Annotated in this window: 13 protein-coding genes; 12 read left to right on the top strand and 1 reads right to left on the bottom strand. The window is 32.2% G+C overall.

Annotated elements, in window-relative coordinates:
- The first annotated feature begins 27 nt into the window (after positions 1 to 27).
- Positions 28 to 1,824 (top strand): DNA helicase RecQ, encoded by a 1,797-nt coding sequence (recQ, locus tag ACKRLN_RS05800; RefSeq protein WP_416334560.1) that lies wholly within the window; start codon positions 28 to 30, stop codon positions 1,822 to 1,824.
- On the opposite strand, the gene asnA is transcribed toward recQ, so the two are convergent.
- Positions 1,819 to 2,832, bottom strand: coding sequence for an aspartate--ammonia ligase (gene asnA / locus ACKRLN_RS05795; RefSeq protein ID WP_416334559.1), 1,014 nt, complete (start codon positions 2,830 to 2,832; stop codon positions 1,819 to 1,821). The genes recQ and asnA overlap by 6 nt on opposite strands.
- A gap of 213 nt (positions 2,833 to 3,045) precedes the next feature.
- Between asnA and ACKRLN_RS05790 the strand changes: the two genes are divergently transcribed.
- The 11 genes from ACKRLN_RS05790 to murJ all read left to right on the top strand — a co-directional run bounded on the left by ACKRLN_RS05790 (position 3,046) and on the right by murJ (position 14,823).
- Positions 3,046 to 4,413, top strand: a complete 1,368-nt coding sequence (locus ACKRLN_RS05790) for a uracil-xanthine permease family protein (RefSeq protein WP_416334558.1) — start codon at positions 3,046 to 3,048, stop codon at positions 4,411 to 4,413.
- A gap of 138 nt (positions 4,414 to 4,551) precedes the next feature.
- The gene (locus ACKRLN_RS05785; RefSeq protein ID WP_416334557.1) at positions 4,552 to 5,577 is read left to right on the top strand and encodes a substrate-binding domain-containing protein; all 1,026 of its coding nucleotides are present in this window, start codon (positions 4,552 to 4,554) and stop codon (positions 5,575 to 5,577) included.
- Positions 5,578 to 5,581: 4 nt separating this feature from the next.
- Entirely contained in the window at positions 5,582 to 6,442 is an 861-nt protein-coding gene (gene pstC / locus ACKRLN_RS05780; RefSeq protein WP_203128455.1) for a phosphate ABC transporter permease subunit PstC, read from the top strand.
- 19 nt (positions 6,443 to 6,461) lie between these two features.
- Positions 6,462 to 7,274, top strand: a complete 813-nt coding sequence (gene pstA / locus ACKRLN_RS05775) for a phosphate ABC transporter permease PstA (protein ID WP_203128453.1) — start codon at positions 6,462 to 6,464, stop codon at positions 7,272 to 7,274.
- Between the two features lie 243 nt (positions 7,275 to 7,517).
- Complete coding sequence (gene pstB, locus ACKRLN_RS05770; RefSeq protein WP_416335385.1) at positions 7,518 to 8,261, top strand: phosphate ABC transporter ATP-binding protein PstB; 744 nt, start codon at positions 7,518 to 7,520, stop codon at positions 8,259 to 8,261.
- 3 nt (positions 8,262 to 8,264) lie between these two features.
- Positions 8,265 to 8,882, top strand: coding sequence for a phosphate signaling complex PhoU family protein (locus ACKRLN_RS05765; protein ID WP_203128451.1), 618 nt, complete (start codon positions 8,265 to 8,267; stop codon positions 8,880 to 8,882).
- 2 nt (positions 8,883 to 8,884) lie between these two features.
- Complete coding sequence (locus ACKRLN_RS05760) at positions 8,885 to 9,544, top strand: response regulator transcription factor (protein ID WP_203128449.1); 660 nt, start codon at positions 8,885 to 8,887, stop codon at positions 9,542 to 9,544.
- A complete protein-coding gene (locus ACKRLN_RS05755) occupies positions 9,541 to 11,193 on the top strand; it encodes an ATP-binding protein (RefSeq protein WP_416334556.1) in 1,653 nt (550 codons plus the stop codon). Before ACKRLN_RS05760 ends, ACKRLN_RS05755 begins: the two co-directional genes overlap by 4 nt.
- Positions 11,194 to 11,268: 75 nt before the next feature.
- Complete coding sequence (locus tag ACKRLN_RS05750; RefSeq protein ID WP_416334555.1) at positions 11,269 to 11,559, top strand: hypothetical protein; 291 nt, start codon at positions 11,269 to 11,271, stop codon at positions 11,557 to 11,559.
- Positions 11,559 to 13,082: a 4Fe-4S dicluster domain-containing protein gene (locus ACKRLN_RS05745; protein ID WP_203128445.1), complete on the top strand. Its 1,524-nt coding sequence runs from the start codon at positions 11,559 to 11,561 to the stop codon at positions 13,080 to 13,082. Before ACKRLN_RS05750 ends, ACKRLN_RS05745 begins: the two co-directional genes overlap by 1 nt.
- Before the next feature lie 115 nt (positions 13,083 to 13,197).
- The gene (gene murJ, locus ACKRLN_RS05740; RefSeq protein ID WP_416334554.1) at positions 13,198 to 14,823 is read left to right on the top strand and encodes a murein biosynthesis integral membrane protein MurJ; all 1,626 of its coding nucleotides are present in this window, start codon (positions 13,198 to 13,200) and stop codon (positions 14,821 to 14,823) included.
- Positions 14,824 to 14,831 lie beyond the last annotated feature (8 nt).

Raw genomic sequence — 14,831 nt, 5'->3', positions numbered from 1 at the left:
GCTTAATTATTTTTTTTAGGATTTATTATGACAGAAAATTTACTGATTAAAAATTTAAAAAAATATTTTGGCTATGAAAGCTTTAGACCAGGCCAAGAAGAAATAATAAATAATATTTTAGACGGCAAAGATGTTTTAGGAGTCTTACCAACTGGGGGAGGTAAATCTATTTGCTATCAATTGCCCGCACTTATTATGGATGGCATTACCCTTGTGATTTCTCCCTTGATCTCACTGATGAAAGATCAAGTAGATGCTTTAAATGAAAATGGTATTAGTGCAAGCTTTATCAATTCATCTATGACAAGTGATGAATACAAAAATGCATTAAGTCAAATAAGTAGAGGCAGGATAAAACTTTTATATATATCCCCAGAAAGGTTAGAAAATAACTTTTTTATGGACTTTATAAAAACATTAGATATAAATTTTCTAGCAATAGATGAAGCTCACTGTATCAGTCAGTGGGGGCATGATTTTAGACCAGCCTATAAATTAATACCAAACATATATGAAGCACTAGGAGACATACCCGTTGCAGCATTTACTGCTACCGCTACCAAAGAAGTACGAGACGACATAATAAAAAATCTTGATTTAAAAGATCCATTTGTAAAAGTAACAGGATTTGATAGGGAAAATCTAAGCTATATCGTGGAAAAACCAAATGATAAACTCAAATTTCTAAAAAATTTTTTAAAAGATCATAACAATGAATCTGGTATAATCTATGCTTCAACTCGCAAAAAAGTAGACGAAGTTTACAAGTCACTTAAGAAGATAGGAATAGACGTAGCAAAATACCATGCAGGTCTTGCTGAAAAAACTAGAATTAAAAACCAAGATGACTTTATTTATGATAGAAAAAAAGTAATAGTTGCGACCAATGCCTTTGGCATGGGGATAGATAAAAGCAATGTCCGATTTGTAATTCATTATAATATGCCAAAAGATATGGAATCCTATTACCAAGAAGCTGGACGTGCAGGACGTGATGGGGAAAATGCGGAATGTATATTGCTTTACAATGCTCAAGATATTATTATTAACAAGTTTTTAATAAATCAAAGCAATAACCCTGCCTTCAAAAGGTATCAGCTAGAAAAACTTCAAATAATAATAAATTATGTAAATACCAGCAATTGTTTAAGGGGGTTTATACTAGATTATTTTGGTAGCCAGTCAATGGATTTTTGTGATAATTGTTCAAATTGCTTGTCAGATACAAAAAAAACTGATGCAACAATTGACAGTCAAAAAATCCTATCATGCATTTATAGATTAGATCAGAGATATGGATCAAAAACAATTGTCGATTGCTTAAAGGGCTCACAAAATAAAAATGCTCGTGAAAAAAAATTATCAGAAATTTCAACCTATGGTATTATGAAATCTAATGATGAAAAGTATATCAAAGACTTGATAGGCTCTCTTATTGCAGATGGATATATCAGAGTAAGCGGGGGCCAATATCCAATTTTAAAATTAACTGAAAAATCTAAGGACGTACTTTTTGAAGATGAAAAAGTATTTATAATCGAAAATAAAAAAGATCCTGTCAAAGAAAAAGAAAGAATTTCTAGGTCAATCGACCCTCGTGACTATGATGATAAACTATTTAATCATCTAAAAAAAGTAAGACTTGACTTATCAAAAGACAGAAACATTCCCCCATTTATAATCTTTTCTGATGCTTCACTAAAAGAAATGGCAACTATAAAACCTCAAAGTGAGGAAGTATTCTTAGAAGTTAAGGGTGTGGGAGATAAAAAATTAATCCAATATGGCGATATATTTATAGCTGAAATTTCAGAATTTCTATAATAATGTTACACCTTTATTTTCAAGGGTTTTTCTATAATCATCTGGCCAGTAAGAAACTTGCACTTCACCAATGTGAGCTTTTTGCAAGAAGAACATACAAATTCTTGATTGACCGATACCACCGCCAATAGTTTGAGGAAGTTTCCCATCTATTAGTAGTTTATGATATTCGTATTTTAATCTGTAAAGATTATCTGATTGTTTTAATTGCTCATTTAATCTATCTGGATTTACACGGATGCCCATGGAAGATAACTCTAATTGGTCATCCAAAACTGGATTATAAACTATAAGATCTCCATTTAATAACCAGTCATCATAATCAGGAGCCCTATTATCGTGTTTTTCACCATTTGAAAGAGTAGTTCCAATTTGCATTAAAAATATTGCACCGTATTCTTTTACTGCAAGTCTTTCGCGTTCTGTACTATCTTCTACATCTGGATATTTGTCAAGTAGCTCTTGACTAGTAATAAAGGTAATTTGATCTTTTAAAAGCTTGTGTCTTTGAGGAATAAGATTGCATAGATATTCATCTAAAGATTTTAAAGTGCGATAAATTACATTTACAACTCTTTTTAAGTATTCAACACTTCTCTCATCATCTTGCATAATAAACTCCCAGTCCCATTGATCGACATAAAATGAGTGGGTATTATCTGGTACTTCACAACGACGGATAGCATTCATGTCTGTGTATAGGCCCTCATGCATTTTAAAATTGTAGTTTTTTAGGGCATAGCGTTTCCATTTTGCAAGAGAATGTACTATTTCTAGCTCTTCATTGTTTGCTTCTGGCACGTCAAATACAACTGGTCCCTCAAAACCGTTTAGATTATCATTTAGACCTGAGTCTGTTGATACAAAAAGTGGAGCAGAAACTCTTTTTAAATTTAAGTTATTTGCTAAATTGATTTGAAAATAATCTTTTATTTCTTTTATTAATAGTTGTGTAGCGTATAAATCTGGATCTGATGTGTACCCTTCTGGTACTAAAATATTGCTCATGTAAAACCTCTTCTTTATATATAATTCTTTATAATTATAATTTTTTAACATTTCTTGTCAAGGATAACGTTTTTAGCTAAAGTATTTTATGTAAATTTATAATTTTACCAATTAATTTAAAATATTTACTGCTAAATTGTTATAAAATAAAATCATTATTCATTTAGGATGTTATTTAGTCAGTTGTTTCATTTTTTATGTTAAGGAGAGATAATGGATAAAAATTATTCTAATTTATTTACTGTAGAGGGTTCAGTTAGTTTAAAGCAATCATTGCCTTTAGCCTTTGAGCATCTTATTGCTATGATTGCAGGATGTATTGCACCAACATTAATTTTTGCAGGTGCTGCTGGACTAGACTATGCAGATTCTATACTTTTAGTGCAAATGTCATTAATTGGATCTGCGCTTACTACCCTTTTGATTATTTTAGCACCTATGCATCTTATAGGTAATAAGCTGCCTATGATTTATGGAGTAAGTTTTTCTTATGTACCTACTATGATAGCTTTGGCTAATCAATTTGAAAGTCTGGGTGCAAAAAATATTGTAGCAATTGTTTTAGGAGCACAATTAATTGCAGCTATTTTTTCATTTATATTTGGATATGCTCTTAAATATGTACTGCCATATTTCCCACCACTTGTAGCTGGTACTGTTGTATTGTCAATTGGACTTTCTTTATATCCAGTTGCTTTAAACTACATGGGTGGCGGTGGAGACTTAGCTATGGCTGGTTGGGGCTCTTGGCAATATTGGTTTATTGCAGCTGTAACCCTTCTTGCAAATATAATATTTACACATTTTGGCAAGGGGATGTTTTCTCTAGCTTCAGTTTTACTTTCTATGATTGTTGGTTATATATTAGCGTATTTTATGGGTTATGTAGATTTAAGCCCGGTTTCAGAAGCTGGATGGTTTTCTGTAGCAACTCCAATGTATTTTGGTATCAGATTTGAACCATCAGCAATTGCCGCATTTATAATTATTTTCATAGTCACCTGTATTGAGGGAATAGGTGATATGAGCTCGACTACCATTGGAGGAATGGATAGACCTGCAAGTGATGATGAGCTACGAGGTGGCATAATGGGCTTTTCTTTAGCAAATATTATAGGTTCATTTATAGGGACCTTACCAACAGCAACATTTTCACAAAATGCAGGAATTGTTTCTATTAATAAAGTAATAAATAAAAAAGTATTTATCACATCTTCAGTTATGATTTTAATAGCAGGGCTCGTTCCTAAGTTCTCTTCATTGTTGCTTACAATTCCATTTCCAGTTATAGGCGGAGCAACAATTTCAGTTTTTGCTGCCATAACTATGAATGGTATAAGAATGATAACTAGCCAACCACTATCTATGAGAAATACTTATATAGTAGGTGTTTCTGTAGCAATTGGTTTTGGATTTACTCAAGTAGTTACTGCAGCTCATAATGCTGGAGTAGTATTTATGCCACAAAGCCTTGAAGTAGCAATAGGTTCTTCACCTGTAGTCCTAACGACATTATTTGCATTTTTAATGAATATATTTATTCCTGAGAAAGATGAGGATAAGGCAAAATCAAATGTTTAAAATTTGTGTACTGGGTATATAGATAATGTAGGAGAGGCAGATTTTACATAAACTTTACAAATCTTTAAAATATTCTAAATAAAGTTTATGTAGAATGTACAAGAAAACAAATATATGAAAACTATAAGGAGATTTTTCATGACACTTAAAAATTCAAAAATTATTGCTGCAGCACTATCACTTGGATTAGTTCTAACAGCATGCGGTAATGATAACGCAAAAACAACTGAAGAAAAACCAGCTGATACAGCTCAAACTGAAACAGCTGATACAGCTGAAAAAACTGATGATGCAGCAAAAGATGATGCTGCAAAAGAAACAGAAACAGCTGACGATACAAAAGAAGAAAAAACAGAAGAAGCTGACACAGCTAACGCTGAAGACTATGACTTTACAGTAGTATCAAGAGAAGATGGTTCAGGTACAAGAGGAGCATTCATCGAACTTGTAGGACTTGAAGAAGAAAATGATGCTGGTGAAAAAGAAGATAAAACCACAGTTGACGCTGTAGTTCAAAACTCAACAAACGGAGTTATGACATCAGTAGCTCAAGATCCATCAGCTATCGGATACATCTCACTAGGTTCTCTAAATGATACAGTTAAACCTGTAAAAGTAGAAGGCGTAGAAGCAACAGAAGAAAACATCGAATCAGGAGATTACAAAATCTCAAGACCATTCAACCTTGCATATAAAGAAGAGGGTTTAGATGATATTTCTAAAGACTTCTTAAAATTCGCTCTTTCAAAACAAGCTCAAGACATCGTTAAAGAAGAAGGATATGTACCTTTAAAAGATACAGAAGAATATACAGCTGCTGAAGGACTAAGCGGTTCAATCACAGTTGCAGGTTCTACATCTGTTACTCCATTAATGGAAAAATTCATCGAAGCTTACCAAGAATTAAACCCAGAAGTAACAATTGAACTTCAATCTAACGGTTCATCAGCTGGTATCGAAGCTGCAATCGATGGAGCAGCACAAATCGCTATGGCTTCAAGAGAACTTAAAGATGAAGAAAAAGATCAACTTAAACCAGAAGTTATCGCTACAGACGGAATCGCTGTTATCGTAAACAAAGACAGCAAAGTTGAAGACTTAACTGTAGATCAATTAAAACAAATATTCGCTGGTAAAATCAAAAACACTGGAGAACTAAACTAGAAAAATGAAGAATACTAAGGAAAGATTTGGAGAAATCTTATTCCTTATATCAGCAGCAATGTCCGTAGTACTTATTTTATTAATTATATTCTTTATCTTTAGATCGGGAATAAATTTCGTAAGTAAATACGGACTTGTTCCGTTTATAACGGGAGATAAATGGGCGCCTACAGCAAAACCAGCAAGTTTCGGAATCTTGCCTATGATTGTAGGCTCTCTTATTGTAACTGCAGTATCTACACTGATAGCCCTACCTTTTGGGCTAGCAGTGTCTATATTTATGGCTTACTATGCTGATAAAAGTTATAACTTTCTTAAATCATTAATAAATTTATTGGCAGCTATCCCTTCAGTTGTATATGGTTTCTTTGCCATGGTAGTTCTTGCGCCAAGAATTGGTAAAATTTTCCATACTCAACAATACAATATGCTTACAGCATCTATATTACTTAGTATCATGATATTACCTACAATGGTTAATATCTCAGAAAACTCTCTTCGCCAAGTACCAAAAGTATTTTATACTGGATCTTTAGCACTTGGAGCTACAAAAGAAGAAACTATTCATCACGTTATGCTTCCTTACGCTAAAAGCGGTATCTTTTCTTCTATTATCCTTGCTATTGGTCGTGCTATTGGTGAAACTATGGCAGTTTACCTAGTAGTAGGTAACCAACCTAGAATGCCTCATAGTATTCTTAAAGGTGCGCGTACACTTACTACAAACATCGTTCTTGAAATGGGTTATGCATCAGGTATGCATAGAGAGTCACTTATAGCAACAGGAATGGTTTTATTCTTCTTTATTTTGATTATTAATATAATTTTCAATATTATAAGAGATAAAAGTGAATCGAAATATTAATTATTGACTAGGAGTATATATGACTACAGCTTATAAAATATTTGTATGGCTATTTACAGTGTTGGCATATGCTTTTGGTGGAATAATTATTCTTTACATCCTATTTCAAGGTATACCAAATATATCACCATCACTTTTTGAATGGAAATACACATCAACAAACGTTTCAATAATGCCGGCACTTATATCGACATTATTTACAATAATTTTAACCTTATTAATTACATTACCAATCGGAATTTTTACAGCAGTTTATTTGTCAAATTATGCTGAGAACAAATACTTTATAAAAGCAGTTAGGTTTGCAACAGAAATCCTATCATCAATCCCATCTATTGTATATGGTCTGTTTGGTTACTTATTTTTTGTAACAAATACAAACCTAGGTTTGGGTATGGGATACTCACTTATTGCAGGTTGTTTAACTGTGGCTATAATGATATTGCCAACTATTATTAGAACTACTGAAGAAGCAATTCTTACAGTAAATCCACTCCAAGCCCATGCGTCACTAGCACTTGGAGCAACAAAAATACAAACTATATTTAAAGTTGTAATTCCAGAGGCTATGGATGGTATTCTTGGTGGTATATTCCTAGCAACAGGAAGAATTGTTGGTGAATCAGCAGCTTTAATTTATACAATGGGAACCCAACCTTCTATTCCTAAAAACTTAGGAAACTCAGCAAGAACTTTAGCTGTACACATGTATATGCTTTCATCAGAAGGTTTCCATGTAGAAGAAGCTTATGCGACAGCTGTTTTACTATTGATATTTGTTATACTTATTAACTGGATATCAGCAAAAATTACTAAAACCTTAGTTAACTAAGAGGAGAAATAAATGGATAAAAAAACATTTGAGTCTGCTGATAACAGCACGACAAATACAAATGAAAATCTATCTACTAATAAAAAAGTTGTAAGCGAAGATGAAAAAACAACTGAAGTATCAAATGCTAAAGAAACTATTGATACTATTGAAAGTGAACAGGTAGATTTTGACAATAGAGATGGCTCTAGACAAGTTCATACTCTAGATCGTAAAAATAAATACTCAGATCTTGATACATCAATTTTAGTAAAAGACCTTGATTTATACTATGGAGATTTCCAAGCTCTTAAGGGAGTTAATATGGATATAAAAAAAGGTCAAGTAACTGCATTTATCGGACCATCAGGTTGTGGTAAATCAACTACACTAAAATGCTTTAATAGAATGAATGACCTAGTAAAATCTTGTAAGATTGATGGTCTTATAGAAATAAATGGAAAAGATATTTATCAACCAGGTGTAGATGTAGTAAATTTACGTCGTAATGTAGGTATGGTTTTCCAAACACCAAACCCATTTTCAAAATCTGTTTATGATAACTTAACTTATGGACCAAAACTAGATGGCATCAAAGATAAAGATACATTAGATGAAATTGTTGAAACATCTTTAAAGCAAGCTGCTATTTGGGATGAAGTTAAAGATAAGCTTGATCAAAATGCACTATCATTTTCTGGTGGACAACAACAAAGAATTTGTATTGCAAGAACACTTTCTGTAAAACCAGAAATTATATTAATGGATGAGCCTACATCAGCGCTAGACCCTATTTCTACATCATCCATAGAAGATTTGATGGAAGATTTAAAAGAACAATACACAATCGTAATTGTAACTCACAACATGCAACAAGCTGCACGTATCTCAGATCAAACTGCATTCTTCCTAACAGGAGAAGTTATTGAAATGGATGATACAACTAAAATCTTTGAAGATCCTAGAGATAAAAGAACAGAAGATTACATTACAGGAAGGTTTGGTTAGATTATGAGAACTAGGTATAGACAAGATCTTGATTCTGTAAGAAATATGAGTAATGAGCTTATGGAACTTGTCATACTATGTTACGATAAGCTCGACTTATACTTAGAAAATCATAATAACAAAAATCTTGAAGAAGTCATAGAACTAAATGATGACATTAGACGTAATGCTGCAGATGTAGAAAGATTTTGCTTTGAGCTTTTAGCTTTACAACAACCAGTTGCAAAAGACTTAAGATTTTTACAAATGAGCATAAAACTTGCTTCAACTTACAAAAGAATAGCTAGCCATTTAGCTCAAGCATCAATGATTATGATTGAGTATTCACTAAATGATGAAGAAGTTGACTTCATAAAAAGATTCATATCAAATCAAAAACAAATGTCAACAGATAGTATAGAAGCTTTCATCCATAATGACAATGATTTGGGTCTAAAAACTATAGAAGATGATGAAGTAAATAATAAGTTATTTGAAGAAGCGGTAAACTATATTGCAGATTTAAACAAAAACAATAGCATAGGTGCTATTGAGCTTTCTGAAAAAGTTCTACTTTATAAATATTTTGAAAGACTAGGAGATCGTCTAGCAAGAGTTGGCGATCTAGCTACGAGGCTTTAAGAATGATATATGTAGTTGAAGATGATAAGTCTATAAGAAATCTAGTAGACTATGCTTTAACTGAAAAAGGATATGAAGTAGCCACCTTTGAAGATGGCTTAGATATTGTAGAGCTTATTAAAAATAGAGGCGGCCAGCTTTTAATACTAGACATAATGTTGCCTGAAAAAGACGGTATAGAAATACTTGAAGAAATAAGAGAGTTTTCTGATATCCCTGTAATATTACTTACAGCTAGAACTGATGAATTTGATAAGGTTTTAGGCCTAGAATCAGGAGCAGATGACTACATTACAAAACCATTTTCTATCCTTGAACTAATATCCAGGGTAAAAGCAGTTTTGAGAAGATCAGTTAAAAAAGATAGTGATCATATAAATTATGAAGACATCTCTATAAATACTAGAAAAAGAACTGTAAAAGTTTCAGGCCATCTCATCGATTTAACTTTTAAAGAATTTGAAATGCTATTATTATTTATGAATAATATCGGCAATGTAATAACTAGAGAAGATTTTCTTTTAAAAATTTGGGGTTATGATTACGAAGGAGAAACTAGGACAGTTGATGTTCATATAGCATCCTTGCGTAACAAACTTCTTAACGAAGGAAAGCACATAAAAACCGTAAGAAACTTAGGATATAAGTTTGGAGAAATATGAAACAACTTGCAAGATACTCTATGAAAAGATTGGCAATGATACTTTTAATCCTATCTTTTCTAATCAGCAATGGTATTTCTTATAAAACAAGAGAAAAAGCTCAAAGTAATTTTGCTAAAAATGCTTTGAGCTTTCTTTTAATGGAAGAAAATAATGCTGATTTTTATAAAACTTTAGAAAAATTTAATAACAGTCATAGGGATTTGTCAGTAGTTTATATAGGAAAAGATAGCCAAACTTTATTTAATCCCGATAGGATAGAGATTAAAAACTATAGTAAATTTAATTTTGCCAATGAAAAATATGATTTTCATACAAGTTTATATGAATCTTTAACTAATCAAACAGTGTATGATCAAAAAGGAGAAAATGTTTTATTAATTTCATATATTCATAATATTGGTTTTTATATCAATGTTTTTCTATTGCTATTGCATATCTTATTAGCAATTTTAATAAAATATTTTATAGATAAATATGTATCAGATAAGCTGGATGATTATATCAAAGATATGTCATATAACAATTACGATATGATAATAAAAGATAGTCGTTATGAAGATATTAAATGGCCTCTAAAAACTTACGTAGATCAGATAAATACTTTAAGTTTAGAATCAGAAAATTTAAAGTCAAAATTATCAGAGTTTACAAACATAACCAGTAATATGAAAGAAGGATTTATCCTTTTTGACGGAGATGGAAATGTAGAGCTTATTAATAATTCGGCTAAAAAATATTTAGCAGCGGATGAAAAATCGCATATCACAAATCTTATCGACGATAGAGAATACAATTTGGCTCTAAGAGAAGCGTCAATCTTAAAACGTAGCAAGATTTTAGATATAAAACTAAATGGATATTATCTAAGAATATTTATCGATCCATTATCAACTAGCACACAAAAAGCTTATGCTATGATAATCATCGATAATTCTGAAGATATGAAGTCAGAAAAGATGCGCCGCGAGTTTTCTGCAAATGTCACCCATGAGTTAAAAAGTCCGCTTACATCTATAAATGGATATGCAGAATTAATTGCAACGGGCATAGCAAAGGAAGATGATGTTAACAAATTTGCAGAAATAATTTATAAAGAGGGTAACAGGCTCTTAGATATAATAGATGATATCCTAAAAATATCTAGACTAGATGAAAATAACTTTGATAAGGACTTTATAGAAGTTGATATATCTGAAGTTGTAAACGCAACTATAGAAAAATATCTAAGACTTACTGATAATAAAAATATAAAAGTCATTAGTAATATAAAACCATATAAAATCAAGACTTCAAAATCCCTATTTTATGATCTAGTTTCAAATATTTATGAAAATGCTATTAAATATAATAAAGTTGGTGGAGATATTACAGTTTCTTATGAGTTAGGAGAAAATTCTTATTTCTTATCAATAAGTGATAGTGGGATAGGAATTGCTCCAGCTGATACAAAAAGAATTTTTGAAAGATTTTATGTAGTTGATAAATCAAGAAAAAGAAATCAAAAATCAACGGGACTTGGATTATCTATTGTAAAACACATCATTAGCTATCTAGGATATGATATAAAAGTAGAGTCACAACTTAACGAAGGAACTACATTTATTATTGAAATCCCACTGGGATTAGACAGAAAAGATAGTTTATAATTAGTGATAAATTTTTATCATTGCTTATAAACTATTTCTTTGTTATAATTTAAATATAACTACTAAGGAGGTAACATGAAAGTTGTTATTTGTTCGTGTGCAAGATGCACCGCAGCAGGCAATGAGTTTCTACTAGACTCAGTTGAAGAAGTAAAAGCTGATTTACTTAAAGCTTATTCTTTTGATAAAATTGACAGAAAACCAGAAATAGAAGTAGAGTTTACAAACATAATGGATGATATAGAAGATCCAGACAATAGCGCTCCACTAGCAAAAGTAGATGATACATATTTAGAAAAAGTTAGGCCAGAAGAATTAATGGAGCATATCTTTAACGCACATACACCAAAAGAAGGGGCCAATTAATGAAAGAAACATACATAGACATATTAAACATAAGAAGAATGGCCTTTGAACATATAGCAAAAATTGCTTATGAAAATAGGCCAATCACGGATATAGGCCTTGAAGTATATGATATATTACCAGGCGAAGAAGCTCAATATAGAGAAAGTATCTTCTTAGATAGAGCAGTAATGGGTGAAAGACTAAGGATGGGAATAGGTCTTGATGCTAGAACTGCTGATAAAACTGATGCTATTACTGAGGGACTTGATAAGATGGATGTAAGCCACAGAATTTACAATCCACCACTAGTAAGTGTTATTAAAATTGCTTGCCAATCCTGTCCAGAAAATAAAGTTACAGTTACAGACCAATGTATGGCATGTATTGGCCATCCATGTGTAAATGTATGTCCTAAAAATGCAGTTACATATACAAGAGAAGGTTCTGTAATAGACCAAGATAAATGTATTAAATGTGGTAAGTGTGTTGAGGCTTGCCCTTACAATGCAATTACTCATCAAAAAAGACCATGTGCAGCTAGCTGTGGTGTAAATGCTATCCACTCTGATGAGCTAGGCCGTGCAGAAATTGATGCTGAAACTTGCGTAGCTTGTGGTAGATGTATTAGTACTTGTCCATTTGGGGCTATTTCTGATAAATCTGAGATTTACCAATTAGTAAAATCTATCCAATCAGAAAAGAAAACATATGCCATAGTAGCTCCATCATTTGTCGGACAATTTGGTCCAGATGTAAGCCCAGAGCAAACTAGAGAAGCTATTAAGCAATTAGGATTTGATGAGGTTATCGAAGTTGGTCTCGGTGCAGACCTTACAACTATGAATGAGGCTCACGAGTATCTAGAAAAAGTTCCTACTGGAGAATTTCCATTTATGGGTACATCTTGCTGCTTCTCATGGAAGATGATGGTAAGAAAAAAATTCCCAGAAATTAATGATTATATCTCAGAATCATCTACACCAATGATTTATACAGGTTTGCAACTTAAGAAAAGAGATCCAAACTGTGAAATTACATTCATAGGACCATGCATATCTAAAAAACTAGAAGCATTAGAACCAGAAGTTGCAGAAGTAATTGATTTTGTAATTACTTATGAAGAACTACTTGGTATGTTCCTTGCAAAAGGCATCGAGCCATCAGAAATAGAAGTAGATGGTGTAATGATGGATGCTTCAGAAACAGGTAGAAACTATGCAAACGGCGGTGGAGTTGCAGAAGCAGTTGTAAGACGTGCAAAAGAAATAAAACCAGGTATAGAAGTTGACGTAGAAGCTGCAGAAGGACTTGCAAACTGCGTAAAACTTGCACAAATGGCAAAATTAGGCCGTATGGATGGTAAACTTATCGAGGGTATGGCTTGCCAAGGTGGATGCGTTGGAGGCCCTGGAGTAGTAATTGCAGATAAGAAAACTTCAAAAGCTGTAAAAGCATTTTCAAAAGCATCTGACTTTAAATCACCAGCTGATAATATCAATATCCCAGCAGAAGACAGACCAGATGATACAAAATTACAATAGTATATAAATAAAAGAGAGATATGATTATCTCTCTTTTAATTTGCCTAAAAATAATAGTTGTATTTAATTTTTATTATAGATATAATAAATAGATGAAATAATAAGAGAGGTTATTATGGGTCAAACGACATTTATGCTTATGTTCATAACTATCATCTCAAAAGTCTTTGGATTTATTAGAGAAGCAGTTATGGCAAATTATATAGGGGCAGGTGAACTAAAATCCATCTATACAACTGCAAATACCCTTCCGGTAGTAGTAGCAAACTTTGTAGCAGTAGGTATAATTTCTGGTTTCATCCCTATTTATAATAGAGCGAAAAACGAAGAGGGTGAGGCTTCTGCAGAGAAGTTTACCTCAAATATATTTAATATCTTAATGGTATTTGCGACTGTTGCCCTAATATTTGGACTTATTTTTGCAAAACCATTTTCAAAAATACTTTCTCCAGACTTAGATGGCCACTGGCTAGATCTAGCTGCTGACTATACCAGAATAATGATGTTTGCAGTATATGCATACCTTTATTCAGCTGTATTTAGGGGCTATCTAAATATTAAGGGAGATTTCTTTAATCCAGCCATTACCGGTATTATAATGAATATTATAATTATTATATTTACCGTAGCTACTGGGAAAACAGGTAATGCTTATCTTTTAATAATAGGAGCTCTTTTGGGTAATATTTTGCAATATATATTGTTCCCAAGAGCAACTAAAAAGGCTGGATACCATCACGAAAAGGTTATTGATCTATCAAATAAATACGTAAGGCAGCTGATGATTATAGCTATACCAGTAATTGTATCATCGGCAGCTGGTGAGATTTCAATAATTGTAGATAACTCCATGGCTTCAGCATATTTTGGAAAGGCAGCTATTTCTAAGCTATTTTATGCAAAAACAATGCTTACTCTAATTACTGGGGTAATTACAGTTTCAGTAACAACAGCTCTTTTCCCTAAGATTGCAGAACTAGGACAATCTGGCAAAATCAATGCCATGAAAAAATCTATTTCCTCATCAGTAGTTACAACATTATTATTAGTAGTACCGGCAACTATTGGTATGTCAGTATTATCTCAGCCAATTATTGAGCTAGTTTTCCAAAGAAATGCATTTACGAAAGAAGATACTATAATCGTAGCAAGTTTATTATCATCCTATGCTCCATTTATCATTTTCCAATCTATATCGGATGTGGTAGATCGTGGATTTTATGCTGTGGGAGATTCCAAAACTCCTGTTATAATTGTAGTTATACAACAAGTTATAAATGTAATATTCAATATGATTTTGGTTAACTTTTTTGGTATAAATGGTCTAGCACTTTCGACAGTTGTATCCACTATTGTAGGATCAGCGCTTATGATTTATAAATTTAGGGAAAACTTTGGGTCATTTAATTTTAAAACTGCCCTTATTTCTATAATAAAAATTACAATTGCAACAGCCCTAATGGCACTTACAGCAAGCGGAATTTATAATGCAATTGCTGGCAAATTACCACATATACTTGCAATATTTATAGCAATTATCCTCGCAGCTCTTGTATATGGGTTTTTAATTTTAATTGCAAGAATCCCAGAAGTGATGAACTTAGTAAATATTATCTATCATAAGGTCTTTAAGAAAAGAAAGGCACAAAAACATATTCAAACACCAAATCAAAAAGGCGATACGCTTGGAGAATTTAATAGAAGAAAAAATTCATCAAGAAGGTCAAGGACAAAAAAATAAGCAGTAGG

The sequence above is a fragment of the Anaerococcus sp. AH8042_DFU013_CI05 genome, assembly GCF_047936775.1.
Classification (GTDB): domain Bacteria; phylum Bacillota; class Clostridia; order Tissierellales; family Peptoniphilaceae; genus Anaerococcus.
The sequence above is the reverse complement of the archived record's forward strand: the minus strand, read 5'-3'. Positions and strand labels throughout refer to the sequence as shown.

Coding starts and splice junctions, on each gene's coding strand:
- recQ (WP_416334560.1), top strand. CDS start 28: ATGACAGAAAATTTACTGATTAAAAATTTAAAAAAATATTTTGGCTAT.
- asnA (WP_416334559.1), bottom strand. CDS start 2,832: ATGAGCAATATTTTAGTACCAGAAGGGTACACATCAGATCCAGATTTA.
- ACKRLN_RS05790 (WP_416334558.1), top strand. CDS start 3,046: ATGGATAAAAATTATTCTAATTTATTTACTGTAGAGGGTTCAGTTAGT.
- ACKRLN_RS05785 (WP_416334557.1), top strand. CDS start 4,552: ATGACACTTAAAAATTCAAAAATTATTGCTGCAGCACTATCACTTGGA.
- pstC (WP_203128455.1), top strand. CDS start 5,582: ATGAAGAATACTAAGGAAAGATTTGGAGAAATCTTATTCCTTATATCA.
- pstA (WP_203128453.1), top strand. CDS start 6,462: ATGACTACAGCTTATAAAATATTTGTATGGCTATTTACAGTGTTGGCA.
- ACKRLN_RS05765 (WP_203128451.1), top strand. CDS start 8,265: ATGAGAACTAGGTATAGACAAGATCTTGATTCTGTAAGAAATATGAGT.
- ACKRLN_RS05760 (WP_203128449.1), top strand. CDS start 8,885: ATGATATATGTAGTTGAAGATGATAAGTCTATAAGAAATCTAGTAGAC.
- ACKRLN_RS05755 (WP_416334556.1), top strand. CDS start 9,541: ATGAAACAACTTGCAAGATACTCTATGAAAAGATTGGCAATGATACTT.
- ACKRLN_RS05750 (WP_416334555.1), top strand. CDS start 11,269: ATGAAAGTTGTTATTTGTTCGTGTGCAAGATGCACCGCAGCAGGCAAT.
- ACKRLN_RS05745 (WP_203128445.1), top strand. CDS start 11,559: ATGAAAGAAACATACATAGACATATTAAACATAAGAAGAATGGCCTTT.
- murJ (WP_416334554.1), top strand. CDS start 13,198: ATGGGTCAAACGACATTTATGCTTATGTTCATAACTATCATCTCAAAA.